The organism is Roseibium sp. AS2 (genome assembly GCF_038900065.1).
Classification (GTDB): Bacteria; Pseudomonadota; Alphaproteobacteria; order Rhizobiales; family Stappiaceae; genus Roseibium.
This window is the reverse complement of sequence record NZ_JBBMQN010000002.1, coordinates 301449-327898: the sequence shown is the minus strand read 5'-3', so window position 1 is coordinate 327898 and position 26450 is coordinate 301449. Positions and strand designations below refer to the sequence as shown.

23 protein-coding genes are annotated in these 26450 nt (G+C 63.5%); 14 read left to right on the top strand and 9 right to left on the bottom strand.

Annotated features, from left to right (window positions below; genetic code table 11):
- Positions 1-103: 103 nt before the first annotated feature.
- Positions 104-1339 carry a hypothetical protein gene (locus tag WNZ15_RS06515; protein ID WP_342892149.1) on the top strand — a complete coding sequence of 412 codons (1236 nt, stop codon included), beginning with the start codon at positions 104-106 and terminating at the stop codon, positions 1337-1339.
- On the opposite strand, the gene WNZ15_RS06510 is transcribed toward WNZ15_RS06515, so the two are convergent.
- Positions 1319-2881 carry an MFS transporter gene (locus WNZ15_RS06510; protein WP_342892148.1) on the bottom strand — a complete coding sequence of 521 codons (1563 nt, stop codon included), beginning with the start codon at positions 2879-2881 and terminating at the stop codon, positions 1319-1321. The two genes, WNZ15_RS06515 and WNZ15_RS06510, sit on opposite strands and share 21 nt — an antisense overlap.
- A 134-nt stretch (positions 2882-3015) precedes the next feature.
- On the opposite strand from WNZ15_RS06510, the gene WNZ15_RS06505 reads away from it, so the two are divergent.
- The 5 genes from WNZ15_RS06505 (at position 3016) to WNZ15_RS06485 (ending at position 7121) form a co-directional block, all read left to right on the top strand.
- Positions 3016-3486, top strand: coding sequence for an Rrf2 family transcriptional regulator (locus WNZ15_RS06505; protein WP_342892147.1), 471 nt, complete (start codon positions 3016-3018; stop codon positions 3484-3486).
- A gap of 184 nt (positions 3487-3670) precedes the next feature.
- Positions 3671-4888, top strand: a complete 1218-nt coding sequence (locus tag WNZ15_RS06500) for an NADP-dependent isocitrate dehydrogenase (RefSeq protein WP_342892146.1) — start codon at positions 3671-3673, stop codon at positions 4886-4888.
- A gap of 186 nt (positions 4889-5074) precedes the next feature.
- Positions 5075-5683 carry an ABC transporter ATP-binding protein gene (locus tag WNZ15_RS06495; protein ID WP_342892145.1) on the top strand — a complete coding sequence of 203 codons (609 nt, stop codon included), beginning with the start codon at positions 5075-5077 and terminating at the stop codon, positions 5681-5683.
- Positions 5680-6486 (top strand): ABC transporter permease, encoded by an 807-nt coding sequence (locus WNZ15_RS06490; protein ID WP_342892144.1) that lies wholly within the window; start codon positions 5680-5682, stop codon positions 6484-6486. The genes WNZ15_RS06495 and WNZ15_RS06490 overlap by 4 nt, the downstream gene beginning before the upstream one ends.
- Positions 6483-7121 (top strand): glutathione S-transferase family protein, encoded by a 639-nt coding sequence (locus WNZ15_RS06485; protein WP_342892143.1) that lies wholly within the window; start codon positions 6483-6485, stop codon positions 7119-7121. The genes WNZ15_RS06490 and WNZ15_RS06485 overlap by 4 nt, the downstream gene beginning before the upstream one ends.
- A gap of 13 nt (positions 7122-7134) precedes the next feature.
- On the opposite strand, the gene WNZ15_RS06480 is transcribed toward WNZ15_RS06485, so the two are convergent.
- Positions 7135-8109: an AraC family transcriptional regulator ligand-binding domain-containing protein gene (locus WNZ15_RS06480; RefSeq protein ID WP_342892142.1), complete on the bottom strand. Its 975-nt coding sequence runs from the start codon at positions 8107-8109 to the stop codon at positions 7135-7137.
- A 117-nt stretch (positions 8110-8226) separates the two neighbouring features.
- On the opposite strand from WNZ15_RS06480, the gene WNZ15_RS06475 reads away from it, so the two are divergent.
- Complete coding sequence (locus tag WNZ15_RS06475) at positions 8227-8805, top strand: regulator (RefSeq protein ID WP_342892141.1); 579 nt, start codon at positions 8227-8229, stop codon at positions 8803-8805.
- Positions 8806-8896: 91 nt separating this feature from the next.
- Here the strand turns inward: WNZ15_RS06475 and WNZ15_RS06470 are convergent, their stop codons facing one another.
- Complete coding sequence (locus WNZ15_RS06470; protein WP_342892140.1) at positions 8897-9592, bottom strand: aspartate/glutamate racemase family protein; 696 nt, start codon at positions 9590-9592, stop codon at positions 8897-8899.
- Between the two features lie 134 nt (positions 9593-9726).
- On the opposite strand from WNZ15_RS06470, the gene WNZ15_RS06465 reads away from it, so the two are divergent.
- The gene (locus WNZ15_RS06465) at positions 9727-10122 is read left to right on the top strand and encodes a hypothetical protein (protein ID WP_342892139.1); all 396 of its coding nucleotides are present in this window, start codon (positions 9727-9729) and stop codon (positions 10120-10122) included.
- A 29-nt stretch (positions 10123-10151) separates the two neighbouring features.
- Here WNZ15_RS06465 and WNZ15_RS06460 read toward each other — a convergent pair whose 3' ends face one another.
- The 3 genes from WNZ15_RS06460 to recA all read right to left on the bottom strand — a co-directional run bounded on the left by WNZ15_RS06460 (position 10152) and on the right by recA (position 15620).
- The gene (locus tag WNZ15_RS06460) at positions 10152-11459 is read right to left on the bottom strand and encodes a cyclic nucleotide-gated ion channel (RefSeq protein ID WP_342892138.1); all 1308 of its coding nucleotides are present in this window, start codon (positions 11457-11459) and stop codon (positions 10152-10154) included.
- A gap of 164 nt (positions 11460-11623) precedes the next feature.
- Positions 11624-14281 (bottom strand): alanine--tRNA ligase, encoded by a 2658-nt coding sequence (alaS, locus tag WNZ15_RS06455; protein ID WP_342892137.1) that lies wholly within the window; start codon positions 14279-14281, stop codon positions 11624-11626.
- 268 nt (positions 14282-14549) lie between these two features.
- On the bottom strand, positions 14550-15620 hold the full coding sequence (gene recA / locus WNZ15_RS06450; protein ID WP_342892136.1) for a recombinase RecA: 1071 nt from the start codon (positions 15618-15620) through the stop codon (positions 14550-14552).
- 384 nt (positions 15621-16004) lie between these two features.
- On the opposite strand from recA, the gene WNZ15_RS06445 reads away from it, so the two are divergent.
- The 6 genes from WNZ15_RS06445 (at position 16005) to WNZ15_RS06420 (ending at position 22639) form a co-directional block, all read left to right on the top strand.
- Positions 16005-16940: a PfkB family carbohydrate kinase gene (locus WNZ15_RS06445; protein WP_342892135.1), complete on the top strand. Its 936-nt coding sequence runs from the start codon at positions 16005-16007 to the stop codon at positions 16938-16940.
- Positions 16941-17073: 133 nt separating this feature from the next.
- Complete coding sequence (locus WNZ15_RS06440) at positions 17074-18006, top strand: pseudouridine-5'-phosphate glycosidase (protein WP_342892134.1); 933 nt, start codon at positions 17074-17076, stop codon at positions 18004-18006.
- A 262-nt stretch (positions 18007-18268) separates the two neighbouring features.
- A complete protein-coding gene (locus WNZ15_RS06435) occupies positions 18269-19474 on the top strand; it encodes a cell surface protein (RefSeq protein WP_342892133.1) in 1206 nt (401 codons plus the stop codon).
- Positions 19475-19554: 80 nt separating this feature from the next.
- Positions 19555-20481, top strand: a complete 927-nt coding sequence (locus tag WNZ15_RS06430) for a DUF6384 family protein (RefSeq protein ID WP_342892132.1) — start codon at positions 19555-19557, stop codon at positions 20479-20481.
- Between the two features lie 40 nt (positions 20482-20521).
- The gene (locus WNZ15_RS06425) at positions 20522-21961 is read left to right on the top strand and encodes a hypothetical protein (RefSeq protein ID WP_342892131.1); all 1440 of its coding nucleotides are present in this window, start codon (positions 20522-20524) and stop codon (positions 21959-21961) included.
- A gap of 183 nt (positions 21962-22144) precedes the next feature.
- Complete coding sequence (locus tag WNZ15_RS06420) at positions 22145-22639, top strand: hypothetical protein (protein ID WP_342892130.1); 495 nt, start codon at positions 22145-22147, stop codon at positions 22637-22639.
- Between the two features lie 79 nt (positions 22640-22718).
- On the opposite strand, the gene WNZ15_RS06415 is transcribed toward WNZ15_RS06420, so the two are convergent.
- The 3 genes from WNZ15_RS06415 to peaD form a co-directional block, all read right to left on the bottom strand.
- Entirely contained in the window at positions 22719-23381 is a 663-nt protein-coding gene (locus tag WNZ15_RS06415) for a hypothetical protein (protein ID WP_342892129.1), read from the bottom strand.
- Positions 23378-25120, bottom strand: a complete 1743-nt coding sequence (locus tag WNZ15_RS06410; protein WP_342892128.1) for an ABC transporter ATP-binding protein — start codon at positions 25118-25120, stop codon at positions 23378-23380. The genes WNZ15_RS06415 and WNZ15_RS06410 overlap by 4 nt, the downstream gene beginning before the upstream one ends.
- Before the next feature lie 208 nt (positions 25121-25328).
- Complete coding sequence (peaD, locus tag WNZ15_RS06405) at positions 25329-26420, bottom strand: quinohemoprotein amine dehydrogenase subunit beta (RefSeq protein WP_342892127.1); 1092 nt, start codon at positions 26418-26420, stop codon at positions 25329-25331.
- Between the last annotated feature and the right edge of the window lie 30 nt (positions 26421-26450).

Here is a 26450-nt window from a genome sequence, read left to right as displayed (position 1 = left end):
CCAATGCATGCATAAACTGCCAATGTAACTTTTCTGGTGCAAGGAGCACGGCGGCGAACGTCAGCCGACCTGGCCTGCCTTGCTGAAAAAGAGTGAGGCAGACATGACGATTCAGACACCAATCAAACACGGCCTGATGATCGAGGGCCGTCTTGTCAACGACGTCGAGAAGTTGAAATCGGATCTTGTCGATCTGGCCGGCGACGACCAGAAAGAATCGATCTACGGCCGCCTGGCCGGGCAGATCATGGTCGCCATGCAGGCCCAGACCCAGCCGTTGGAATTCCCGACCCTGCAGGACTTCTGGGAGAACCTTCTCTTCCGCCTCGGCGCGCTCGCCTCCATGGCCGCACTCACGTCCGGCGTCTATGACGGCGACTATTACGACCCCGATCTCGGCCCGAAACCGCGCCTCGGCACCACGGACAGCAGCCGTGTCTCGCAATACTGGGAATTCATCGGCCCCGGCACCCAGGATGCCGCATGGCAGCAGGCCCAGGGCGCTGACAGCCTTGCCGCGATCCGGCCTGAAAACGGCCATTCCCTGCCCTTCCGCGGCGAATGTGCCGGCGCATTTCAGCTGACGGTCTTCTGGGGCCTTCTGAATGGTCTGGGTGCAACCACATTCAGTGAGCTGGCAGCCAAGTTCGGCACCATGCTGGTCGGTCCGTGGACCGACAATCCCGCGACCGATTTCATGGCGCAAAGCGCTCCCGTCGAAGATCCCCCGATCCCAGGCGACTACATGTATTTCAAGAACAAGGACGACTATCTGACCTATGCCCCGGACGGATTCTGGCAGGGTCTGAACGCCATGTACATGGGCGAGGACATGCTCGGCACCCGGCATTATTCCGGCATGGGGGCAACCTGGCTGAGCGAGCAGAACTTGCGCGCATCCCTCGTGAACGCCTATTATCACGATTGCTACCCGCACGAGATCAAACATCCGGACGTTGATGTCCGGTTCACGATCCGCCGCCTGCTTCAGATCCCCGCAACGATCACGATGCCCGTCATGCAGCTTCGTCCTTCCAAGCCTTCCAAGGGGGCCGTTCCGACCACCGCCACGCTGCGTGAAAACGGCTACCAGGCGATCGAAAGGGACACCTACGAGAACCTGCGCACGACTGTCGAGGAATGTGCGGAGCTGTTCAAGTTCAACCCGCTCGAACTCCATCAGCACCATAGCTCGAGCCTGGAAAACCCGACCATGCGTTTCGACGCGCCGGGCGCCAGCATCGTGCTCGACTATCTCAATGCCGACGACGATCGGCACGCTCCGGACTCCCTGGTGCGTGTGATCCTCAAGCTGAAATCAGCCGTCACGGTTCGCTAGAGCCGCTGCCATGCCCTGACGCGCCCCCGCGGACATCACATGTCCGCGGGGGCATTTTTTTGCAGCCCCGGCTCCCCCCAAGCCGCGGCTGCCCGCAAACGCGCGCCACGGCGCCAGAGCGACCCCCACAGTGACCGGAAGCACCGCGAGGACGGCAATCGGATAGGCCAGCGTCATCCGCGCGGCCGGCAGATAGTCCGCGGCCTCCGGGGCATGCCCCAAAACCTGAAAGAAGATTTGTCCCTGAATCGCGACGCCCAGCGCCATGCCGACCTGCTGAAAAGCCTGCAGCACACCTGCTCCTGCCCCCGCATCTGTGCCGGAAACCCGTGACAGCACATGCTGGAACAGGGCCGGGATCAGCGTACCGGTGCCGAGACCGACGGCCAGCAACGGCAGCAGCAAGCCGACCGGAACACCTGAACTCCCCGAACCACCGGCAACCAGCCAGAAAGCGACCAGCCCGCCAAGAACGGCCAGGGTGCCGAGCGTGATCCGCAGGACCGGCAGTCGTCCGCCGAGCCGGCCCGTAGCGTAAGAGGCCAGAATGACCCCGGCCGGGTGCGCTGCAAGCATCATCCCGGCTTCGAGCGGCGTCAGGCCAAGGCCGGACTGGAGATAGATCGCCAGCATGAAGAACAGGCCCGCCAGACAGGAAAAGAACACGGACGAATAGAGCACGCCCGCAACGAAGATCCTGTCCCTCGTGAGCACCACGGGCAGCAGTTGCGCGCGGCCCGTCCGTGCATTTCGAAGCTGTTGCCGGTAGAAGAGCCCCCCGAAGACCGCCCCGAGCGCCACCAGGCCGAAACACCAGATCGGCCAGCCGAACTGCCGGCCCTCAACCAGCGGAAACACCAGCGTCAGCACGGCAAGGGCGAAAAGGACGGTCCCCCGCCGATCCGGCATGACCCTGGTCGCGCTTTTCAGGACCGGCACATACCGGAAGGCAGCGGCCATGGAAATCAGGCCGATCGGTAGATTGATCAGAAAGATCGGCCGCCAGCCCGTTCCTGCGATGTCGGCGGAGACGAGCACACCGCCGATCAACGGACCTGCGACGGCGCCGAGCGCGCCGACCGTGCCGAAAAGGCCGATCGCCCTGCCCTTTTCCCTGTCGGGAAAGAGGACATGCACGATCGCGAGCACCTGCGGCACCAGGGCCGCCGCACTCAGGCCCTGCAGCGCGCGGGCCATGATCAGGCTGGAGATGTCCGGGGCAAGACCGCAGGCAAGCGAACTCAGGCTGAACCCCGCGACGCCCCACCGGAACATGCGGTCCCGCCCGGCGACATCGCCGAACCGGCCGAACGGCAAGAGCGCGGCTGCGAAGACCAGCACATAGACGACCAGAACCCATTCCACATCGCTGTCGGAAGCGTCCAGATCGGTCCGGATGGACGGCAGCGCCAGATTGACGACGGATACGTCGAGGATGGTCATGAACATGGCCAGGTAGAGGGCCGCCAGCGCGCGCCAGCGATGACTGTATCCCCGCTCCGTCTCCCTGTTCGCGTCCCCGTCCAAATTTGCTGATGACATTCTGAAGCTTCCCTGACTGCCGGACGATCCGTTATGTAACTTTTTAAGTTACGTAATTGGGCAGGTCAATCTCTTGTGCTTTGATTTGTAACGAATGAACGGACCCGCTATGATCCTGGAAACAGGAGACCCCCATGCGCACAGACAGTCGATTGCCCCGTGTGCTTCATGTGCTGTTGCATCTGGATCAGCTCGACGAACCGGTGACCTCGGAACGGATCGGCGAGATGCTGAACACCAACCCGTCGCTGGTCCGCCGCACCATGGCCGGCCTCCGGGAAGCCGGTTTTGTGCGCGCCACCAAGGGCCATGGTGGCGGCTGGATCCTGTTGAGGAAACTGACCGAAATCACGCTCGCCGATGTGTATTCCGCCCTCGGCTCGCCGGAACTCTTCGCCGTCGGCCAGTCCGGCGACGCGCCGCACTGTCTCCTGGAAAGATCCGCCAACCAGGCGACATCCGCGGCGCTGGAGGCTGCGCGGGCGACATTCCGCGCGGAACTTGAACGGACAACCGTTGCCGACCTGGTTGCCCCGCACGCGGAGGTCATCCGGGAACATCAGAAAAAGATCACCGGTGGAAAACGACGCGAAAACGCGGGCTGAGAGGGCCTTGCGCGCCCGGCGGAAAGACCGGGCCAGGGCAACTTCCCGACGCCGTCCCATCTGTCGGCACACCTTCAAAAAAACCAATCGTATACAAGCGCACACAACCAAAACCTGCTAAAGCACGTCCGAAGAGACATGCACCTGCACCACCCATCTTCCAAATACGCGAGGCCAAGCTCCCATGGCAAAGATCAAAGTCGATAATCCGGTCGTCGAACTCGACGGTGACGAGATGACCCGGATCATCTGGTCCTTCATCAAGGACAAGCTGATTCACCCCTATCTCGACATAGACCTGCTCTATTACGATCTCTCGATCCAGAAGCGCGACGAGACCGACGACCAGATCACCGTAGATGCCGCCAACGCAATCAAGGAACATGGCGTCGGCATCAAATGCGCCACCATCACACCGGACGAGGCAAGGGTCGAGGAATTCGGCCTCAAGCGCATGTACCGGTCGCCCAACGGCACCATCCGCAACATTCTCGGCGGTGTGATCTTCCGCGAACCGATCATCATGCAGAACGTGCCCCGGCTGGTGCCGGGCTGGACCCAGCCGATCATCGTCGGCCGCCACGCCTTCGGCGACCAGTACCGCGCCACCGACTTCCGCTTTCCCGGCAAGGGCAAGCTGACCATCACCTTCACCGGTGAGGACGGCGAGGTGATCGAGCGCGAGGTCTATGACGCGCCCTCCGCCGGCGTTGCCATGGCCATGTACAATCTCGACGATTCGATCCGCGACTTCGGGCGCGCCTCGCTGAACTACGCCCTCCAGCGCAAGGTGCCCTGTTACCTGTCCACCAAGAACACCATCCTGAAAGCCTATGACGGCCGCTTCAAGGATATCTTCGAGGAGATCTACGAGGCCGAGTTCAAGGAGAAATACGCCGAAGCCGGCATCTGGTACGAGCACCGCCTGATCGACGACATGGTCGCTTCGGCGCTGAAATGGTCCGGCGGATATGTGTGGGCCTGCAAGAACTATGACGGCGATGTCCAGTCCGACACGGTGGCCCAGGGCTTCGGCTCCCTCGGCCTGATGACCTCCGTCCTGATGAGCCCGGACGGCCAGACCGTGGAAGCCGAAGCCGCCCACGGCACGGTCACCCGGCACTACCGCCAGCACCAGCAGGGCGAAAGCACGTCGACCAATTCCATCGCCTCGATCTTCGCATGGACCCGGGGCCTGGCGCACCGCGCCAAGCTCGACGGCAACGACAAGCTGGCCCGCTTTGCCAAGACCCTGGAAACCGTCTGCGTCAAGACGGTGGAATCCGGCTACATGACCAAGGATCTGGCCCTGCTCGTCGGCCCGGACCAGTCCTGGATGACCACCACCGGTTTCCTCGACAAGATCGACGAGAACCTGGCGAAGGCCATGGCGGCGCGCTGAACCGCGTCTCCTTCAAACTGCTCAGGGCACCCCGGAAGCCATTCCGGGGTGCCCTGACCGCTGCCGGACCTGAAGCCCTGCCGGCCACCTCCTCCCGGATGTGCGTTCATTCTTTTGCAAACCTCGATTGTTCCTGTCCCGCGGCCGCGCTAGTCTCCCGATAGCAAGGCCCTGGGGAGAGCGCGCGTGCTGACGATCCGAGACCTGAAGACACCTCTGATTGGCCCGTTCGATCTCGATCTTGCGCCCGGCGCCGCCACCGCCGTCTCCGGCCCTTCCGGCGCCGGCAAGTCGCTTTTCCTGCGAGCGATCGCCGATCTCGACGAGAACGCGGGTTCGGTCATGCTCAACGGCGTTTCCCGCGCGTCGCTCTCCGCTCCGGACTGGCGCCGCAAGGTTGCCTATGTGCCGGCCGAGAGCGGCTGGTGGAGCGAGCGCGTCGAAGACCATTTCCAGGACACGCCCGGGCTCGGCGCGCTTCTTGCCGCCGTCGGTCTGGAAAACGCGCTCGGCTGGGAGATCGCGCGGCTCTCGACCGGCGAACGTCAGCGCATCGCGCTGGTCAGGGCGTTGCAACTCGCCCCTCAGGTGCTGCTCCTGGACGAACCGACCTCCGCGCTCGATCCGCCCTCCGTGCAACAGGTGGAAGCGCTCCTGGCGGCAAGGCTTCAATCCGGCTGCGCGATGCTTCTGGTGACGCACGACCCCGGCCAGCCCGACCGGTTCGGCGCACGCCGCCTCCATATGGAACACGGCAGGCTCACCGACCTTGAGCCCCGGGACGCAATGTCATGACCGGCTACCTCGCCCTGTCCTACTGGGATCTTGCCGCCGCCTCGATCTTCCTGGTGCTCAACGCGGTGTTCTCTCTGCTGCTCAATCTCGGACTGACCCGCACCCTGATCGTATCCGCCCTGCGCATGACGGTGCAGTTGCTCCTGGTCGGACTTATCCTGAAGGCGATCTTTTTCGCCGGTTCGCTCTGGTGGACCCTGCTTGCCGCCGCCGTCATGAGCGTGTTCGCGGGGCGCGAAATCTGGGCCCGGCAGGACCGGCGGCTGAAAGGGCTCTGGGGCCCCGGTCTGGGCGCCGGGGCCATGCTGATCGCCGGTATGCTGGTCACCGTCTATGCGCTTGTGGGCCAGATCCGTCCGGACCCGGTCTGGGCGCCGCAATTCGCCCTGCCCCTGTTCGGCATGATCCTGGGCAACACCATGACCGGTGTCAGCCTCGGCCTCGACACGCTGCATTCGGCACTGGCCCAGGGCTCCCGCGCGGTCGAGGCCCAGTTGCTGCTCGGGCGCACGAAATGGGAGGCCACAAGGCCGCTTGTCCGCCAGGCCCTGCGCTCGGGCTTCACGCCGATCATCAATGCCATGGCGGCCACCGGCGTGGTCTCGCTGCCCGGCATGATGACCGGACAGATCCTGTCCGGTGTCGACCCGCAGGAGGCGGTCAAATACCAGCTTCTGATCATGTTCCTGCTCGGCGGCGCCACTGGCCTGGGTGTGCTCGGAGCCACCTTCGGCAGTGTCTGGCGCCTGACGGACAACAGGCACCGGCTGCGTCTCGACCGTCTCAGCGGAGGATCGGCATGATCGAACTCTTCGGTGCGGATTATTCCGTTTATGTACGCTCGGCGCGGCTGGCGCTGGCGGAAAAGGGTCTCACCTACAAACTGGTCCCGATCGACGTGTTCGCGCCCGAAGGGCCACCGGAGAGCTTTCTCGAACTCAATCCCTTCGCCAGGATCCCGGCGCTGAAACACGGGGACTTCTCGCTTTACGAGACGGTCGCGATCCTGCGCTATGTCGACGAAGCCTTCGACGGACCGCCGTTGCAGCCCGCAAGTGCCGCGGGCCGCGCAAGAATGACCCAGATTCTCTCGATCCTCGACAGCCATGCCTACCGCCCGCTTGTCTGGGACATCTTCGTCGAACGGGTCGTGAAACCCCGGGACGGGACACCGGCGGACGAGGTTAAAATCGCCTCGTCCATGGGTCCCGCCCGCACGGTTCTGGGCGCGCTGGAAACCCTGGTCGAGGCCGGACCCTATTTGCTCGGGGACAGGCTCACGCTCGCCGACTGCCACGCCCTGCCGATGCTGTCACTGCTCGTAAAGGCGGAGGAAGGCGCCACCCTCCTCAAAAGAGCACCGAAGCTGTCGGCATGGCTTGACACCATCCGGGGCCGCCCGAGTTTCAAGGCGAGCGAACCGGCGGTCTCAAGCTGATACGGCGAAGCGATCAGGAGCGGTATCGCGAGGGCGGCATTCCGGTCCAGCGCCGGAAGGCGCGGGAAAAGTGGGCGCTGTCGCTGTAGCCCAGATGCAGCGCAATGTCGGTCAGGCTGCGTTTTTGCGCAAGCAGCAGGGCAACGGCCCGGTCCTTCAACAGGCCCTCCAGGACAGTTGAAAAACTGCACCCTTCCCGGTCCAGCGCGCGCTGCAGGGACCGGCGGCTCATGTCCAGCTTGCGCGCCACCCAGTCGATCCTGGGAGAGCCTTCCAGCAACGCGATCGTCGAGAGCATCGCGACTTCCTCCCGAAGTCCGACAGGGGGTGGGATCGGCGGCTCCGCCCCGAAATCGGGCTGCTTCCTCTCCGGACCTGTTGCCGAAAGAAGAGCTGTGTCGAATTCGACGGCCGACACCGGGGCATCATGCAGGACCGGTGCCTGAAACACGTTCTCCAGCGCCGCGGCTTGCTCCGCACCGACACAGGTCGAGCGGATCAACGTCGGTGTCCAGCCGCTGCCGGCGTAGTGGCGCACGCCGTCAATCAGGTAACTGACACCCAGCAACTCGTTCTGAAATCGCCCGTCTTTGCCGGGATCGAGAAACTCGATGGACCAGCGCGCCTTCGCCTCCGAGACCTGAAACCGCAGAACCGTCGCGGTCTGCAGGAAACGATTGAGGCCCCTACCCGAGCGGTCGATTGCACCTGCGAGCGTCGGAGCCCCGCTGACCCAGGCCCCGAAGGCGCTCAGCTTCTTCATGCTCACGACCCGTCCGAGCGCAGCCCCGAAAAACGGATCGCCAATTTCCCGTCCTGCTTCACGAAGCACCTTGAATTGCTCGCGCAGCGGCAAGGGAAGGTCAGGATTGTCCAGCAAGGCCAAAGGCAGGTCCACACGGCGAAATATCCGCTCGATCGACCCGCCGCGCGTCTCAACGAATTCCGTTATCGGTCCAAGAGCGCTCGCGCGCGTATAGCCCGTCATGAAGCCGCCTCCCCGAGCCCAGCATGGCACCAAATGGCAAGATTTCAAACCGGCGCTGTGCAACCAAAAGGATGCAAAACAGTTCGGACCCGGATCCGGATCCGGAGGGAGGGAACCATGACGAAAATGAAACTCACGCGCCGCCAGGGATTGACCGGCATTGGCACGGCTGCCGCAGCCGCCGCCATCGGCACAACCGTGGCTTCAGCCACCCAGACTGCGAACACGACAGAAGGCACGACAGGAGGCATGTTCGATCAGTCCAATGTCACCTGGAACACCCTCGATGGCATCGATCATGTCTGGTACCATGTCCTGAAGGTCGATCCGGACGCAAAGGTGGTCGATCTCCTTCTCAAGTTCGCCGCCAATCAGCGGATTGTGCTGCACCGTCACCACGCGGACTACAGCACGTTCATCATCCAGGGCGAATTGCGTCTTTACGACGAGGAAGGAACGCTCACCGAAATTCGTCCGACCGCAAGCTTCGTGGAAAAACCGGGCGGCGGTGCGCCGCATACGGAAGGCGGCGGTGACGTGGATTGTATCGCCTGGTTCAGCAATCGCGGGACCGACGGGATGATCTACGAGATACTGGGGCCCGACAACGAGACACTGGCAACCCTGGGCCTGCCGGAGTTCAAGGCTCTCTGGGAAGCGCAGGTGCCGCCTGTCCAGCTCGTCATTCCGGGCTGACGTCAGGCTTCGCGGCCGAAGCACAAGACATGGCCGGAGCTTCTTGCCTCGCCGTCATGGTGCCAAGGCGCTCCTTCGAGCGATGCCGGTGCTATTGCTCCAACGCGAAATCGAGCGCGGCGGCGGCATGCAGCGCGGTCGTGTCGAAGGCGGGAACCTCAAAGTCGTCCGCCTTCACAAGAAGGCCGATCTCCGTGCAGCCGAAGATGACGCCATCCGCGCCTTTTGCGGCCTCCTTGCGGACCACTTCCAGATAAGTGTCTCTGGAGGTGGGCCGGATCTCGCCCCGGCAGAGTTCCTCATAGATGATCCGGTGTATTTCCGCCCGGTCGCCGGTCCCCGGCACGCGCACATCGACACCGTGTGCGCGCTTCAGATGGCCCTTGTAGAAATCCTGCTCCATCGTGTAAGCGGTGGCCAGCAGCAGCGGAGCCCTGCAACCGGCCCGCAGGATCGCGGGAGCTGTCGCATCGGCGATGTGAAGAAGCGGAATGCTGATCGCGGCCTGCACCTCATCGGCCATCTTGTGCATGGTGTTGGTACAGATCACCAGGCAGTCCGCCCCGCCGCGCTCCAGATTGCGCGCCGCTGCCACCATCATCCCGGTCGCCGCGTCCCAGTCGCCGGACGCCTGCGCCGCCTCGATCTCGGCAAAGTCGAACGACCACACAAGACACTTCGCCGAGTGCAGCCCGCCCAGCCTTTCGCGCGCCATCCGGTTCAGCACCTGATAATAGACGGCAGTGCTTTCCCAGCTCATTCCGCCCAGAAGGCCGATTGTTTTCATGTCAGTTTTCCGTCAGGTTGAAGGCGGCCAGAAACGAACCATGTCCAGGGTGCACCATGCTTGAATCATTTTCTCAAAAACGGATTTTTTTGTCATTATTTCAAAAGCTTGAAAGATTTCTTTTAAGCGCCGCAGTGCTCTTGACCGCAACTGTAGGCGCTTTTGCCCAGAGCGTCCACGAACCGGCACGCGGAACGGCGGAACGATCGGAGATCCTCAATGCCGTCCGCCCGATGCTCGAAGCACGGGTCGGGCCGCCGGTCGAATTCGTCGTCGATTGGATGCGCTCCGGCAACGGTTGGGCATTCGTCCACTTGTCGCCGCAACGGCCCGGTGGCGGCGCGATCGATCCGGCACGCACGACCTATGCCGCCCAGGCGGAATACATGGGTGGTCTCGACACCTATGCCCTTCTGCGCGTTCAGTACAACCGCTGGAACCTGATCGATTTCGCGGTCGGGCCGACGGATGTGTTCTGGGACGGCGACCCGCTCTATGCGTTGCTGCCGCCGGGGCTGACACCCTACTGAGCCGGAAAACCGGCTGGGAGTTTCCTTCTTCAGTCGGGCTTGTCCTTGCCGCCAGCCGGCGCATTTTCCGGAAAAAGCTCCAGCTGCCGGTCGGTCTCCTCCGCGGAGGCGAAGACACCGGCCTGCTGAAGTTCTTCTGCCGCGAATTCCCCGCGCACCTGCTTGCCTCCGGCCACCCGTTTCCTGGCTTCATTCAGGATCTTCTGCGCCAGCGCCCCATCCCGGTCCATGAGTTGCTGCAGCGCACCGGCCTCCAACACCAGGAGCTGGCAGTCGGAAAAGGCGGTGACGGTCGCTGTCCGGTGGGTGGGATTGATCAGCGCGAGCTCGCCGAAAAAATTGCCTTCGCCAAGATACACCGTTTCATGATCCAGCTTGATGGCAACCTCGCCGTCGGTAATGAAGAACATCCGGTCGGCGACATCGCCCCGTTCCGCGATCGCGGCGCCCTTGCGCACACTTTGCGCCCGGAGAAGTTTCGTGACCTCGGCAATTTCCGTTGCCTTCAGATCCTCGAACAGCGGCACCCGGGCCACCATCGACCAGGTCACCACAAAATCCCGGCTGTGCATTTCACGCGCGAACGCGGACGCGATGATGCCGACCGGCAGAGCAATCAGCCCGTAGCCCATCAGCATGACCACACTGCTCACCATCTTGCCGAGGTTGCTTGTCGGGACGACGTCGCCATACCCGACAGTGGTGACCGTCGTGATCGCCCAGTAGACGCCGTGCAGGATGCTGCGAAACTTTTCAGGCTGATTGTCGTGTTCGATCAGATACATCAGCGTTGCGGCCAGCAGAACCACCCCCGCGATGATCATGGTCGACCCGAGCAATGCCTTGCGTTCTGCCGCGACCGCGGAGATCAGCGACCTCAAGGCCGGGGAATACCGCGCCAGCTTCAGGAACCGCGTCAGTCTTAGCAGAACGACGATGGTGACCGCCTGATTGGGCAGAAACAGCACGAACAGCAACGGCAGAGCGCCGAGCAGGTCGACCATCGCGCTGGGTTGCATCGCATATCGCAGCCGCGACCAGAAGCGCCCGTATCTGCGCAGGGGCGGATGCAGATCCGCTACATACAGCCGCAGAACATATTCGACCACGAAGACAAAACCGCTGGCAAGCTGCACCAGACGCAAATGCCCGCCGACGGTTTCCCGGATCTGGGGAACCGTTTCCAGAACGGCCAGCACGATATTGACAAGGATCAGAAATACCAGGAAGTGGCGCAAGCACCGCGCGGCAAGCTTCCGCTTGCCCGTGTCCTCGAGCACCTCGTAAAGCGCCCGTTTATAGCCTTCGCCCTGCACCGCGTCTCCGCCTCTCCGCATTTTTCCGGTTTTCATGCATATCCGAAGAACGCCCGGTGACAAAGCCCTGCGAAGGGAAGCGTCCGAAACCGGGCGGATGCGGATGTCAAGAGATCACCGGTCACACGAAAAAAAGCGCGCCGACCAGCGCGCTTTCCCGTTTCCAAGATCCGTCTCGGCGCCTGTCAGAGCGACGCCAGGTGACCTTCGATGGCCGCGACGGCCTCCTCGGCCTTCGAGCCGTCCGGACCTCCGGCCTGGGCCATGTCCGGCCGGCCGCCGCCGCCACGGCCTCCGAGGGCTTCGGAACCGATGCGCACCAGATCGACCGCACTGACCTTCTCCGTCAGATCCGCGGTGACAGCCGTCACGATGGCCGCCTTGCCCTCTTCAGCAACACTGATCAGAACCACCACACCGGAACCGAGCTGCCCCTTGGCCTCATCGGCCATCCCCTTGAGGTCCTTCGGGTTGATGCCTTCCACGGTGCGGGCCATCAGCTTGAAGCCGCCCGCGTCGCGGACCGCCTCGCCCTCGCCGCCACCGCCGCCCATGGCAAGTTTCTTCCTGGCATCGGCCAGGTCCCGTTCCAGCTTGCGCCGCTCCTCGATCAATTGAGCAACTCTTGACGGAACGTCGTCGGAAGAGGTTTTCAGGATCGCAGCAACCTCGCGCATGCGCTTGTCCTGGGCATCGAGGTATGCACGTGCCTCGGCGCCGGTCAGCGCTTCCACCCGGCGTACGCCGGCTGCAACCGCGCCTTCCGAAACCAGTGTCACCAGACCGATATCGCCGGTACGCCTGACATGGGTACCGCCGCACAGTTCCAGCGAATAGGGCTTGCCCGCCTTGGCGCCGTGCAAGGCGGTGCCCATGGACACAACGCGGACTTCCTCGCCGTATTTCTCTCCGAACAGCGCCATGGCGCCCGCCTCGATGGCATCGTCCACCGCCATCAGCCGGGTATCGACCTGCGCGTTCTGCAGAACGATCTCGTTGGCGAAGGTCTCGACCGTCGCCAACTCGTCGTCGCTGACCGGCTTGGGGTGGGAGAAATCGAACCGCAGCCGGTCCGGCGATACCAGGGAGCCCTTCTGCGCCACATGCGTGCCGAGAACTTCGCGCAGGGCTTCGTGCACCAGGTGGGTTGCCGAATGGTTGGAACGGATCGCCGCGCGGCGGCTGTGATCCACCTTCAGCTCCAGGGCAAGACCCGGCACAAGGTCACCCTCCTCGACCGTGACGCTGTGAACGAACAGGCCGTCGGCCTTTTTCCGGGTGTTGGTGACCTGGGCCTTCACACCCGGGCCGGACAACTCTCCGGTATCACCGACCTGGCCGCCGCTCTCCCCGTAGAACGGTGTCTGGTTGAGAATGACAAAGCCGCTTTCGCCGGCGGAAAGTGTCCCGGTTTCCCTGTCTTCCGACGCAAGCGCGACAACGACACCCTCGGCCGTCTCTGTCTCGTAGCCCAAGAAATCCGTCGCACCGTGTTTTTCCTTCAGCGCGAACCAGACGGTCTCGGTCGCCGCACTGCCCGATCCGGACCAGGCAGCACGGGCTTCCGCCTTCTGGCGCTCCATGGCTGTGGTGAACCCGTCAAGATCGACGGAGATGTCGCGCTCACGCAGGGCATCCTGGGTCAGGTCGAGGGGAAATCCGAATGTATCGTAGAGCTTGAAAGCGGTTTCACCGTCTAGCCGCCCGCCCGCGCTCAGGTCTTCCGTGGCGCTGTCAAGCAGACCAAGACCGCGCTCGAGCGTCTTGCGGAACCGGGTTTCCTCCAGTTTCAGCGTCTCGGTGATCAGATCTTCCGCACGGCCGAGTTCCGGATAGGCCCGTCCCATCTCGCGCACCAGCGTGGGCACCAGCCTGTGCATCAGCGGATCCCGCGCGCCCAGAAGGTGGGCATGGCGCATGCCGCGGCGCATGATCCGGCGCAGCACATAGCCCCGGCCTTCGTTCGACGGCAGCACGCCGTCCGCGATCAGGAAGCTGGTGGACCGCAGATGATCGGCGATCACCCGGTGGCTGCCGAGCGCGTCTCCCTCCGCATCCACGCCCGTGGCATTTTCGGAAGCCGCGATCAGCGCCCTGAACAGGTCGATGTCGTAGTTGTTGTGCACGCCCTGCAGGATGGTCGCCAGCCGTTCCAGCCCCATGCCCGTGTCGATCGACGGCCGCGGCAGGTCGAGGCGCTCGTCCGGCGTCTGCTCATACTGCATGAACACCAGGTTCCAGATCTCGATGAAGCGGTCGCCGTCTTCCTCCGGTGAGCCCGGAGGGCCGCCCCAGATATGCTCGCCATGATCATAGAAGATTTCGGAACACGGACCGCAGGGACCGGTATCGCCCATGGTCCAGAAATTGTCGGACGTCGGAATGCGGATGATCCGGTCCTCACCGAGGCCGGCGATCTTCTTCCACAGATCGAAGGCCTGATCGTCCTCGGCGTAGACCGTAACAAGCAATTTGTCCTTCGGCAGGCCGAGTTCCTTCGTGATGAGGTTCCAGGCCAGCTCGATGGCCCTGTCCTTGAAATAGTCCCCGAAGGAGAAGTTGCCGAGCATTTCGAAAAACGTGTGGTGACGGGCGGTATACCCGACATTGTCGAGGTCATTGTGCTTGCCGCCGGCGCGCACGCATTTCTGCGACGTGACCGCCCGCGAGTAGTCCCGCTTTTCGAGACCCGTGAAGACGTTCTTGAACTGGTTCATGCCCGCGTTGGCGAACATCAGGGTCGGATCGTTGCGCGGTACCAGCGGCCCGGAGTCGACCACCTGGTGATCGTTCTTCTTGAAATAGTCCAGGAAGGCGGAGCGGATTTCATTTACGCCGGTCATTCGGATCTCGCATCGGTCCTTAGCCCGTCGCGGCGGGCCGGTTGAAAGTCGGTCACGGTCAGCATCCGCGACAGGATCCGGACCGGAACAGCCTTTTAACTTTGCACTTTTGCCCTGTCCAGCAATTGCGTCGGCCCAACGCTCTTCGGGAGCCGCAAACACCGTTGCTGCCGGCAATCAAGCAAAAGGCCCTCCCCCGGCGCGCGGGAGAAGGCCTCTGGAAGACCGGACAAGCGTCCGGAACCCGACAGCAGAAATTCGGGAGGGTCTAGTCTTCGGATTCTTCGGCCCCGCCGTCGGGATCGATGATGGCGTCCGCGATCAGACCGGCGTTCTGGCGGATGGCCAGTTCGATCTCATCGGCGATTTCCGGATTGTCCTTGAGGAACTGCTTGGAGTTCTCCCGGCCCTGGCCGAGACGCTGGCTGTTATAGGAGAACCAGGCACCCGACTTCTCGACAATATTGCCCTTCACGCCCAGATCGATCAGCTCACCGGTCTTGGAGACGCCTTCGCCATAGATGATGTCGAACTCGACCTGACGGAAAGGCGGCGCCAGCTTGTTCTTGACCACCTTGACGCGTGTCTGGTTGCCGATGACCTCGTCCCGGTCCTTGATCGCGCCGATACGGCGGATATCAAGGCGGATGGAGGCGTAGAACTTGAGCGCATTGCCGCCGGTCGTCGTTTCCGGCGACCCGAACATCACACCGATCTTCATGCGGATCTGGTTGATGAAGATCACCATGCATTTCGACTTGGAGATCGACGCGGTGAGTTTGCGCAGTGCCTGGCTCATCAGGCGCGCCTGCATGCCCGGAAGGCTGTCACCCATCTCACCCTCGAGTTCGGCCTTGGGCGTCAATGCGGCCACGGAATCGACCACCAGAACGTCGATGGCACCGGACCGCACCAGCGTGTCGACAATCTCGAGAGCCTGCTCGCCGGCATCTGGCTGAGAGATCAGAAGGTCGTCGATATTGACCCCCAGCTTGCGGGCGTAGATCGGATCCAGAGCATGCTCCGCATCGATAAAGGCGCAGATGCCACCGACCTTCTGAGCTTCGGCAACCGTATGCAGAGCCAGCGTGGTCTTGCCCGAGGACTCCGGCCCGTAGATCTCGACAATCCGGCCGCGCGGCAGACCGCCGATCCCGAGCCCGATATCAAGGCCGAGGGAACCGGTCGAGACGGATTGTATCTCGACGACCTGTCCCTGGCCCATCTTCATGATGGACCCCTTGCCGAAGGCACGTTCGATCTGGCTGAGCGCTGCATCAAGCGCTTTTGTCTTATCCATCTGGCTGCTTTCTACGAGACGAAGTGTACTTTGTGACATGGCTTACGCTCCTTATTCCACGATGGACCCGCCGTTTCAATGAGAGCCTTTGTACACTTTTTGTTCTCATTAATCAAGAACCCGGAACTGATTGGCATTAAAACGAAAATGCTCTTTTGTTTCCAATATGTTCTATTTTGAAACTTAAAAATTGACGTAACGTAAATTTAAACGGAACAACCGGTGATGAAGGTCGGGAACAGAATCACGTGACCGTTCTGACCGATGCTTGCCGCTTCGCGGTTTATCTGCTAGCCCGCGCTTTCAACACCTGTCTGCATCCGGCCGGCCCGAGAAGTCCCGGTCCCTGGCCCAGTCCCCGGCCTAGTTCTTGTTTCCATCCCCGGTCCCGGGCCGGCTGTTTCGAAGAGAAGTGCCCTGGCCGTGACGCCCGCTCATACCCGCCCGGTCATCGCGATCGGCGCCCTCCACATCGACACGATCGCCCATGCGCGCGAACCCATCCGCCCGGAAACCTCCACGCCCGCCCGCCTCGCGTCGCAACCCGGCGGTGTCGCCACCAACCTCGCCCGCGCCCTGGCGCGTCTTGACACACCGGTCCGGCTGGTGGGGACCGTTGGCGACGACAGCGCGGCCGAATTGCTCACCAGGCGGCTGACCGGCGAAGGGATCCTTCTGTCCGTGCTGCCGCGCCCCGGCTTTGCCACCGGGCAGTATCTTGCGCTGCATGATCCCTCGGGCGCCCTGGCAGCGGCCTGTGTCGACGACCGAGTGCTGGCCGAAGCCCCGGCGGACCTCTTCGACGACCTCGTCACGGGCCTGGTTTCAACACCGGCCGATGACACGATCTGGTTTGCCGACGCGAATCTGCCCGAAGCGATGCTGGTCCGCCTTGCAGGCCGGATCGGGCCGGGCCGCCTGATCGCCAGTGCGGTCTCGGAAGCCAAGTCCGCACGGCTGAAACCCGTTCTGACGGCTCTCGATTGCCTGATGTTGAACCGCGGTGAAGCCGCCGCCCTCACCGGCCTGCCGCCTGACGCAGCGGCACAGCACCTTGCCGACGCCCTTGCGCAAACCGGCCTGCACAGCTTTGTGATGACCTGCGGCGCGCAAGATGTCCACGTTCTGGAGGCCGGCACGATCCGCACGTTCGCACCGCCGAAGACAGGACCCGAGACCGGGATCATCGATGTCACCGGAGCAGGGGACGCCTTGATCGCCGGCATGATTGCAGCCCGGGCGCGCAGCCACGGTCTGTCAGACGCGGTCCCTTTCGGTCTGGCGGCCGCCGCACTCACCCTGGCCAGCACCGGCGCCCTGGCGGAAACGCTCTCGTGGGATGCCCTGCGCCACGTTTGACCAGCCGGACAAATACGGTCTTGGCGCCTGAACGCCCCGCGCCTATAAGACCCGCCAGAACCGTTTCTCCCGCTCCTATTCCCGCTCCGGCCTCGGCCCCGAGCCGGACCAGGACAAAGAAAGGCCGCTTGCCGTGACCAGCCCCGCCCCCTCCGCCGCTCTTGCAGATCTGATCGTCCACAACGACGAGGTGCGCGACGCTCTAGGGGCCGGAAAGCCGGTGGTCGCCCTCGAGTCGACCATCATCACCCATGGCATGCCGTTTCCCAGGAACGTGGAAACAGCCCGGCAGGTTGAGGCTGACATTCGCTCCGAGGGCGCCGTTCCGGCGACCATCGCGCTGATGGACGGCAAGATCATGGTCGGCCTGTCCGATCCCGACCTGGACCGCCTCGCCAACGCGGACAGCGTCATGAAGTGTTCCCGTGCGGACCTGACATTCGCGCTGGCGACCGGCTGCCATGGCGCGACAACCGTCGCGGCAACCATGATGGCGGCCCATGCCGCGGGCGTGAAGGTCTTCGCCACCGGCGGCATCGGCGGCGTGCACAGGGGCGCGGAACAGAGCTTCGACATTTCCGCCGACCTCGACGAACTCGGGCGCACACCGGTCTGTGTCGTCTCTGCCGGCGCCAAGGCGCTGCTCGACATTCCCAAGACCCTGGAAGTTCTGGAAACCAAGGGCGTGCCCGTTGTTGCCTTCGGCACGGACGAACTGCCCGCCTTCTGGTCGCGGCAAAGCGGCCTTGATGCGCCATACACGATGAACACGGCCGCCGAAATCGGATCGCTTCTCAAGATGCGCGCCAATTTCCCGGACCATGGCGGCGTATTGATCGCCAATCCGGTTCCGGAAGCCGACGAAATTGCCCGCGCGGAAATGACGGGGTTCATCGAAACCGCTCTCCAAAGGGCGACTGCGGACGGCATCAGGGGCAAGGATGTCACGCCCTATGTGCTTGGCGCCATATTCGACCTGACCGGCGGTCGCAGCCTTGAAACCAACATCGCCCTGGTGCGCAACAACGCCCGGCTCGCCGCCCGTATTGCGGCGGAGCTGGTCTGACGTTTCCGGGATATCCTGACGGATGATGCCCCCAGGGCACTGGCTTTTCTCAAAATATGCGCGCCGGAACGAAATGCCCTTGTTGCAATCGGCGCCTAAGCATGAACGGTTCGCGCAAGGCAACAGCCACTCGGGACCACCGTGTGCGCTCGTAACCCGTTGACAGAGCGGCGTAAGCCTGCCCTAACATGCACACATGTGAAGAAAACCGGACGCAGCGGCATGCCCCATCAGACGCCGCCGTCCCTTGAGGAGGTCAGACATGACGGACGCTGCAGCACCTGAAACCCCGGGAAACACGGTCGTTCCGGCCGGCGGTTTTTCCCCGCTCCAGTATCTTGACCGCGCCCTGTCGACATTGCGCGATATCGGCATCTCTCCCGAAAGCGAAACGGATGCGCCGATCAATGCGCTTCTGGAACAGATTTCGGACCTGTCTCCCGACAAGGTGCTGGTCATCACGCGGACCCTGTCCCAAACCTCCAATTTCAATGAAGTCGTGCGCTCCCAGGTCCAGCAGATGGATATCGGCGAGCGGTATGAGGAAATCACGGAAGCGTTCAACTCGATCCGGGACGACGCCAAGGCACTGGTCGACCAACTGGCGGACGGCAAGATTTCCTTCATGGAAAACATGTCCAACACGTGGCGCGACATGCGCCGCGGCACCATTTCCGACCGGTTCGACGACATCCGCAGCACCAACAAGGAAGTTGCCAGGGCGACCAAGGACCAGATCGAGCGCGAGCAGACCATCCTGGAAGCCTACCGGGATTTTCGCGGCGCGCTGAAGCAGGCCGAAGTGACCGCACTTGAAGTCCTCAACATGGCGACCGAAAAACTGGCGGCGACAAAAGCGGCGCTTGAAGCCGCGTCTGCGGAAGTGGAAGCCTATTCCGGAGACGATCCGGCCAGCAAGGCCCGTCTGGAACTGGCACGCGACGAGCGCCTGCGCGAGATGCAGGACGAGGAAAAGCGCTACCAGATCGCCAAGGATCTCTCCGACAACCTGACCATCGGTTACAACACATCGGAAGTGATCATGGCGCGGCTGATGCAGACCACCAATGCCAAGGAACGGGTCTATGCCCAGTCGGTCAGCTTCTTCTCCACCAACGAATCCGTGCTGACTGCGCTGAACGCCTCCTTCACCGGCCTGCAGGGTCTGCACGAAAGCACCGAAACGTTGAACGCCATGAAGGAAGGCATCAACAAGAGCCTCGAGACCCTGGCGGATATCGGCGATGCCGTCCAGAAGGAAGCCCTCAAGGCCGGTTACGGCCCGACGGTTGCCGCCGCTTCGGTCAAGAAGTTGGTCGATTCCGTCGTGAACTTCCAGGTCCAGTCCCGCGAGATCATCAACGAGATGCGCGACATGTCGACGAAGAACTCCGAAGAAATCCGCAACGCGGTGGAAGACGGCAAGCGGCGGCTGGCCAAGCTGACCGCTGAGGGCCAGGCCCTCTAGGCCAGCCGCCCTTCAAAACAGCCAAGGACCGGCGGACCGGGCGAACGCCCGATCCGCCCCGCTGGAGAAGAACCCCGTTCATGGCACTCAAATCAGACGCCCCGCTCGATGACCTGATGATGGCGATGGACGTTGTCGACACCCTGCGGCACGAAGCGGGTCAGGTCGCCCGGGAACTGAAGACCGACGAGCGCGATGCCGCCATGATCGAGCGGCTCCGCCAGGTCTACGCCTCCCAGGGAATCGCGGTTCCCGAACACATCCTTGAAGCCGGCGTGGAGGACCTGAAACGGGACCGTTTCGTCTACATGCCCCCGGCCGCCGGCTTCCAGCGCACGCTGGCGATGATCTATATTTCGCGGGGGGCTTGGGCCAGGTGGCTGGTTGGCGCCCTCGCCCTGCTCGTGGTCTGTGTCGCCGCCTGGTATTTCATCGTCAAGCTGCCCGCGCAACGCGCCGAAGCCGACCTGCAGGCCCGCCTTCAGGCGCTGACCGGAACCTATTCGGAACTGGTCGGCCGCATCGATCTCCTGACCGACAATCCCGATATCGAGGCCCGGGCCGCGCGTCTTGCCGATGACGGCCGTCTGGCCCTGTCGGACGGCAAGAACGCGGCAGCTTTCAAGGCGGAAGCCGACCTGAGCAAGCTCGCGGCACAGCTTCAACAGGTGTTCGAGGTACGGATCATCTCGCGTGAGGGCATTCCGACCGGCGTGTCCCGCATTCCCGAAGCAAATCCGGATACGGAGAACTATTACATCGTGGTCGAGGCCATCGATCCCGACGGCAACGTCGTCAAACGCGAGATCGTTTCCGAGGAAAACAGCGAGGCCGAACTCGTCGACAAATGGGGCCAGCGCGTTTCGGACACGATCTACAACGCGGTCCGCCGGGACAAGATGGAAGACGGCATCGTGCAGAAAGGCGTGCTCGGCCAGAAACGGCGGGGCGAGCTGGACATCAAATGGCGCAGCGGCGTTCAGGACGGAGCGGTGACAAAATGGTAGCGCCAGGCAGAACCGGACCGGGCTCTCGGGAGGCGATGAAATGCTGACGGGACGTCAGACCCTGGGCACGATCGAGCAGTCGCTGTCCGACTTGCGCCGGGAAGAAGCCGAACTGAGCAAGCGCATCGAGCGTTCCACCCGCGCCCTGACCGACCTGCAGGAACGGCAGAGCGAAGCCTATCGGGACCTTGCCCGGTTCCGGCTGGACACGGACAGTGCCGGAACGCTGAACACCCGCCTGGACAGTGCCGCTCGGGAAGCACGACGGCTGCTGGACAAGCGCAGTGCCGACTACAAGGTCTTGAGCGACCAGTTGCGCCAGAGCGAAAGCGAACGCGCCCAGTTGCAGAAAAAGCGCGCCGAGCTCGACGCGACCCGCGACGCCTCCGAAAACCAGATGAACGAGCTGATGGAGGCGGTCGACAGCCGCCTGGAGGGGGATGCCGCCTATCAGGCCCAGCGCGAGAACACCGAAACGGCGCAGGCCACGGCTGAGGCGGCCGCTTCAAAGGCAGCCACCTCCGAGCAGGACCGCCAGCAAAAGGGCAAGGCCTATGAAGCCGACCCGCTGTTCATGTATCTCTGGAAAAGGGGCTACGGCACTCCGGAGTACAAGCGCCGCGGGCTGGTGCGCTCTCTGGACCGCTGGGTTGCCGGGCTGATCCGGTTTCACGATGCCCGCGCGAATTACGCCATGTTGACCGGAATTCCGGAGCGCATGGCCAGGCATGCCGAACGCTGCGCCGAAATCGCGCTCGAGGAACAGGCAAAACTGGCTGAATTCAGCCGCAATGCGATGACCGACGCTGCCGGAACCGACCTGGTCGGCATGATCGAGGATCTCAGCGGCGACGTCGATCTGATCGATGGTCAACTGGACACCCTGGATCGGCGCATCGACACGCTGGCCGGTGCCCTGGCGGAATTTTCCGGCGGCGAAGATGCCGATTTCCAGAAGGCGGAAGAGTTTCTGTCGGTGTCGCTTCAGGCGGACGATCTTCAGGACCTGTGGCGCGCGGCGCTCGATACGCCGTCTCCGGACGATGAAAAAATCGTCCGGCGGATCGAGGACCTGAAGGAACGGGTTGAACAGATTACCCGGGAAATCCGGCAGGACAGGGAGTTGCAGCGGGACATCGGCCGGCGCCGGGCTGAACTGACCGATGTCGTGAAACGGTTCCGGTCCCAGGGCTACGGAAGCTGGGAATCCACCTTCTCCGACGACCGGCTGACGACGGTCCTTCTGGGCGAACTGGTCAAGGGAGCGATCACCGGAGCCGAATACTGGTCGCGTGCGGAACGCGCCCACAAGCGCCGCAAACCCCGTGGACGGCAGATTGCCTTTCCGAAAGGATCGGGCCTTCCCAAATCCATGGGCGGCTTCGGCGGACGCAGCAGCGGCAAGGATTTCGGCGGCGGCGGCTTCGGGCGTGGCGGCAGTTTCGGCGGCGGTGGTTTCAAGACCGGTGACAGTTTTTAGATCCGGTCTTGCAACCATGGACACGTTCAGGCGTTTCCGCCCCGTTACGGTCACAAGGCTTCGTTAGCACAGTCGTGTCAGTGTGTGGACAGACCGGACGGCGCGGTTTGCTTTGCTGTGCCACGACCCTGACTTATACTGAGACGTGCACTTTGAATGACATTTAGAACCCCGGGATTGCCAATGCGAAGACTTCTCCTCATCAGCCTGTGCGCACTTGCCCTGGCCGCCTGCCAATCCGGAACTTCACGCCGTTCGTCCGTGCAGGACCAGCCGCAACTGAACGTCCCGGCAGGTGCCCAGTCGGTCAGCATCGCCGCCTCGCCGGCAATGGTGCACGCCGCGCTCGTGTCCAGCGCCCAGGAACGCGGCACCGTGGTGATCCAGGACGAGCCAAACATGATCGTCATGGAGCGCGCGATGACCGGTGAAAACCCGGCGCTCGATACCCAGTTCGGTCCCTCCGACAACGGTCAGCGGGTCATCCGCATCCGGGTCCGGTTCACCGGCGCGCCCTGCCAGACGCTTGCGGTCCAGGATCTTGCGGTGATCAACAACGTGCGCACCGCGCTGGAACAGAGCTTCGTGCTGCCCGGCAATCCGAACACCCTGCAAAGCCTTCAGGGCCTGAAGTCCCGCGCCGAACAGAACAGCCCCTGCCCGCCGCTTTCGTCCTGAGGACGGCCTGATCGGGCACCCGGACGGCTTGGGCTGAAGACCCTGGTGACGGCGGGGCGGCGCACCGGGAGGGTGAGCATCACTCAGAGGAGCGACCCGCGTACTCGCGCTGGTCGTTTCGCCGTTCCCGGCCACGGTAGCGTATATGCGGCTCCAGCAACGCGGACGCGGATGCGCTCAGAGCCGGATCCCTGTGCGCCAGAAGTCCGGCGACATGCGCAGCCGCCGGGCTGGCACCCCGGATCCCGCAAGATCCGGCAGCCTGCGGACAGGCTCCGAACGTCGCGTGAGGCAGATCCAGTCTGGACAGTTCGCCCGGCGCGCAGCGCGCATCGCCCTGTACGGACACCACGCCGTAGAGCGCCGCAGGATAAACCGAACCTCCCTGCGCCGGTGCAGAGGCCACGATGATGGCGCCTTCCCGTTGCAGGCGGGCAATGGCGATCGCCAGGTCCGCGCTCGAGCGGGTCATGCCGAAGGCGCACAGCACGATATCCGGCGGATCTTCCGCAAGCCAGGCCAGCGCATTGCAGATGGCCTCCAGAGACGTCGACAGCCGTCCCGGGAAGACGACCGCGTTCAGCACGTCAACGGCGTTCGCCCGCGCGCGGATGGTCCGCGTCATGGCCACCGCGTGATCGCCGGAATGCGGTGCGCCGTCGGCTTCGCAGAACCAGTCTTGCCCGGCCAGATCCGGCCACGCCGGTGGCAAGGCACCGTCGACGAGGCCGATACGGGTCATCCCGCCCCCCCTGCGGAGCCGGCAAGATCCGCGTTCAGGTCGAATTCCCCGTAACGGGCCGCCGTCCCATGGGTGACGACGATCCGGGTGCGCTTCGCAAAGCGCGCATCGATCCGCGCCATGATCCGGGACACCCGGCCGCCGTCGACCTCCGACAGGCACTCGTCCATCACCAGAACCTTGAAGGGCTGCAGCAGCGCGCGGGCCAGACACAGCCGCTGGCGTTCCCCCCCGGACAGATCGAGCCCGCCCTCGCCCAACCTTGTGTCGAGCCCGTCAGCGCCGAACCTTTCCTCCAACTCGACAAGACGAAGCACGTCCCGCATCTGCGCTGCGCTCGCCTCGGGCGCTCCAAGGCGGAAATTGTCCTCCAGCGTGCCGGAAAAGACATGCCCCTTTTGGGGCACCAGGGCAACGGCACGGCGCAGATCCGCCAGCGCCAGACGGCGCAGATCGATGCCATCGAGCAGGATCGCCCCTTCTCCCGGGTCGTCGTGGCGCTGCAGAAGCGACAGGAGCGACGACTTGCCCGCCCCGGAAACACCGCCAAGGCGCAGCTTGCATCCCGCGGGAATGCTCAGGCTCAGGTCGGAAAAAAGGGACGCGGCTTCGGCCGGCGCATAGGATATTCCGGCAAGAACCAGCGCGCCGCCTCCCGGATCGAGCCGCTCGGGTGATGGCGGATCCCTGACATCGGCCTTGGTGCTCATGATCTCGTCGAGGCGATCGAGGGCCGCCTTCATGCGTGCCTGGCCGTGCCAGAGCGAGATCAGCGACTGCATCGGCCCGATCAGGAAACCGAGATAGGCGGTGAAGGCGATCAGGGACCCCAGCGGCAAGGTGCCGTCGATGACTGCAAGCCCGCCGACCAGGAACACCGCGCCGCGCAGGAGCGCCGTCAGCACGGTGGGAACGGCACGGGTCACCTCGTTCCAGATCTGCGCCGACATCAGCGCCGCGACAAGACCCTGCTGCCTGACCTCGATCCGGCCGGCGGCCCGCTCCGTGGCATTGAGCGCACGCAGCGCGCCAAGCCCGGTGATGGTTTCCGCCAACCCGGAGGCCAGGTGCCCCCGTGCCTGGCGAACCTGCCGGGCCCGGGCCAGGGTCACCGGCCGCGCCCGGGCGAAGAACACAAGCTCCACCGGTGCCAGCACCAGTGCCAGCAGGGCCAGTTGCGGCGCCAGCACGAACAGCATGACCAGCCCGCCAGCCAGCCTCAACAGGCTGCCGCCGCCGGTCACAAGCGCGGCAAAGGTGAACTGCTGCACCTCGCCCGTGTCACCGTCCAGACGGCTCATCAGCTCGCCCACTTTCTGCCGTGCCTGCCAGCGGGGCGACTGCGCCAGGATCCGGCCGACGGCCGCGCGGCGCAGATCCGCCAGAAGCCTTGCGGAAAAGCGCAGGTGAAACAGGGAATTGAAGGCCCCGAGCGCAAGTGCCACGAGGCCGACTGCGAACAGGACCGCCACATAGAAGACCAGCGCCTGCCTGTCCCCGGCCATCAGACCCCGATCGATCACCAGCTTGGTCAGATAGGGCGGCACCAGCGCGGCCATGGCCGACACGAGGGAAACCGCGAGAAGCCCGGCCAGCGGCCACCGGTACGGCTGCACCAGCGGCGCAAGCCAGACCGCCTCTCGGCGGCCCACCAGCCGGTCGAGCAGTGCGCGCAGCAGCGGTTTCCGCTCCACCGGAGCCAGTCTCGTCGCTGCCGTCAATGGCACAGCCTGCTTCATGCATCCTCTTTCATGCTGCTGCCCATGGGTCTTGTGGCCCTTTTCATGAATCATCAACACGTTGCGGAAACGCCAGTCAGATCCAGGGCGCCGTCCCGGACTGGATCCGGGACCCGTCTCCAGACCCGGCCAACGGGCCCCGGCTCGAGGCCGGGGCAGCAGATGACGACGGCATCTTCCGGATCCGGCAGGAGCAGATGTACCTTTCCTAACTCCCCGTGCTGATCACATGCAGCGTGCCGGCGGCCATGTCGCCGCCCGACGGCAGCAGGATCTCGCCGGTCCGCTCCAGGGTCTCGGCGTCGTAAATGCCGATATCGTCATTGGTGCCGCCGACATAGAGCTCCTTGCCGTCCGACGAGATGTTGATGCAGTAGTAGGTGTGTGGCAGGTCGACCCGTTTGATCAGTTCCTTCGTCTCCAGATCGTGCTTGGAAAGCTGGGTGTAGACCCCGTAGAGTTTGGACTTGTCGTTCGGATCGCGCACCGCGGAGAACATGATCACCTCGAAGCTGGTGAAATCCGCGATCTCGGCCTCCCCCGTTTCCAGGTCCACCGACTGATAGCCCCAGATGAAATCGGCGATCTCGCTCTGCGTTTCATCGGTGAACTTGGCCGCCGAATAAAGCAGCATGAATTCATCCGCCTGGGTGCCAATCGGCCAGAAAGCCAGCACATCGGGCGTGGAATAGGTCGGGCGGTCCCAGGAGGCATTGGCGATCTTGACCGTGGTGTCCCCCGTCTGCGGGTCGAAGGCATAGACCTCGTGACCGCCCGCATAGACCTCGCCGTTCTGCCCCGCCGCCATCACGGTGACGCGGCGCGGGCTTGCGAAGGAGCGCGCCGGTTCCGCATCCAGACCTGCGCCTGTGTCATAGACGGCAAATTCCGGTTCCAGGACCTCATAGCGGTCCGACAGGATCCGCACCGGGTTGCGGACCGTGTAGAGTTCGGTTCCGTCCCTGGAAACGGCCAGCGAGGCGATGCTCTTGCGCCTTATGTCGCCTTCCGACTGATGCGCGGAGAACACCATCTCGCACGTGGCAAGCTCGATGCCGAACACATCCTCCCAGCGGTTGCCGAGGATGTAGGCGACCGCATTGTCGGGCGACATGACGATCACACCCGGCATCAGGTTGAAGTCGAGCTTGCAGTCGGTCTCGATGGTGCGGGTCTTGGCATCGATCACATAGAGCCGGTCCGGTTTGGCGACCGTGACGATCATGTCCTTGGCCTGCGCCGGCAGGGCGGTCAGGCCCAGAAAAAGCGCGGCCGTGGTTGCTGCGATCAGGTTTCGCATGGGCTTTCTCCTAGATCTCCTGGCACTGGC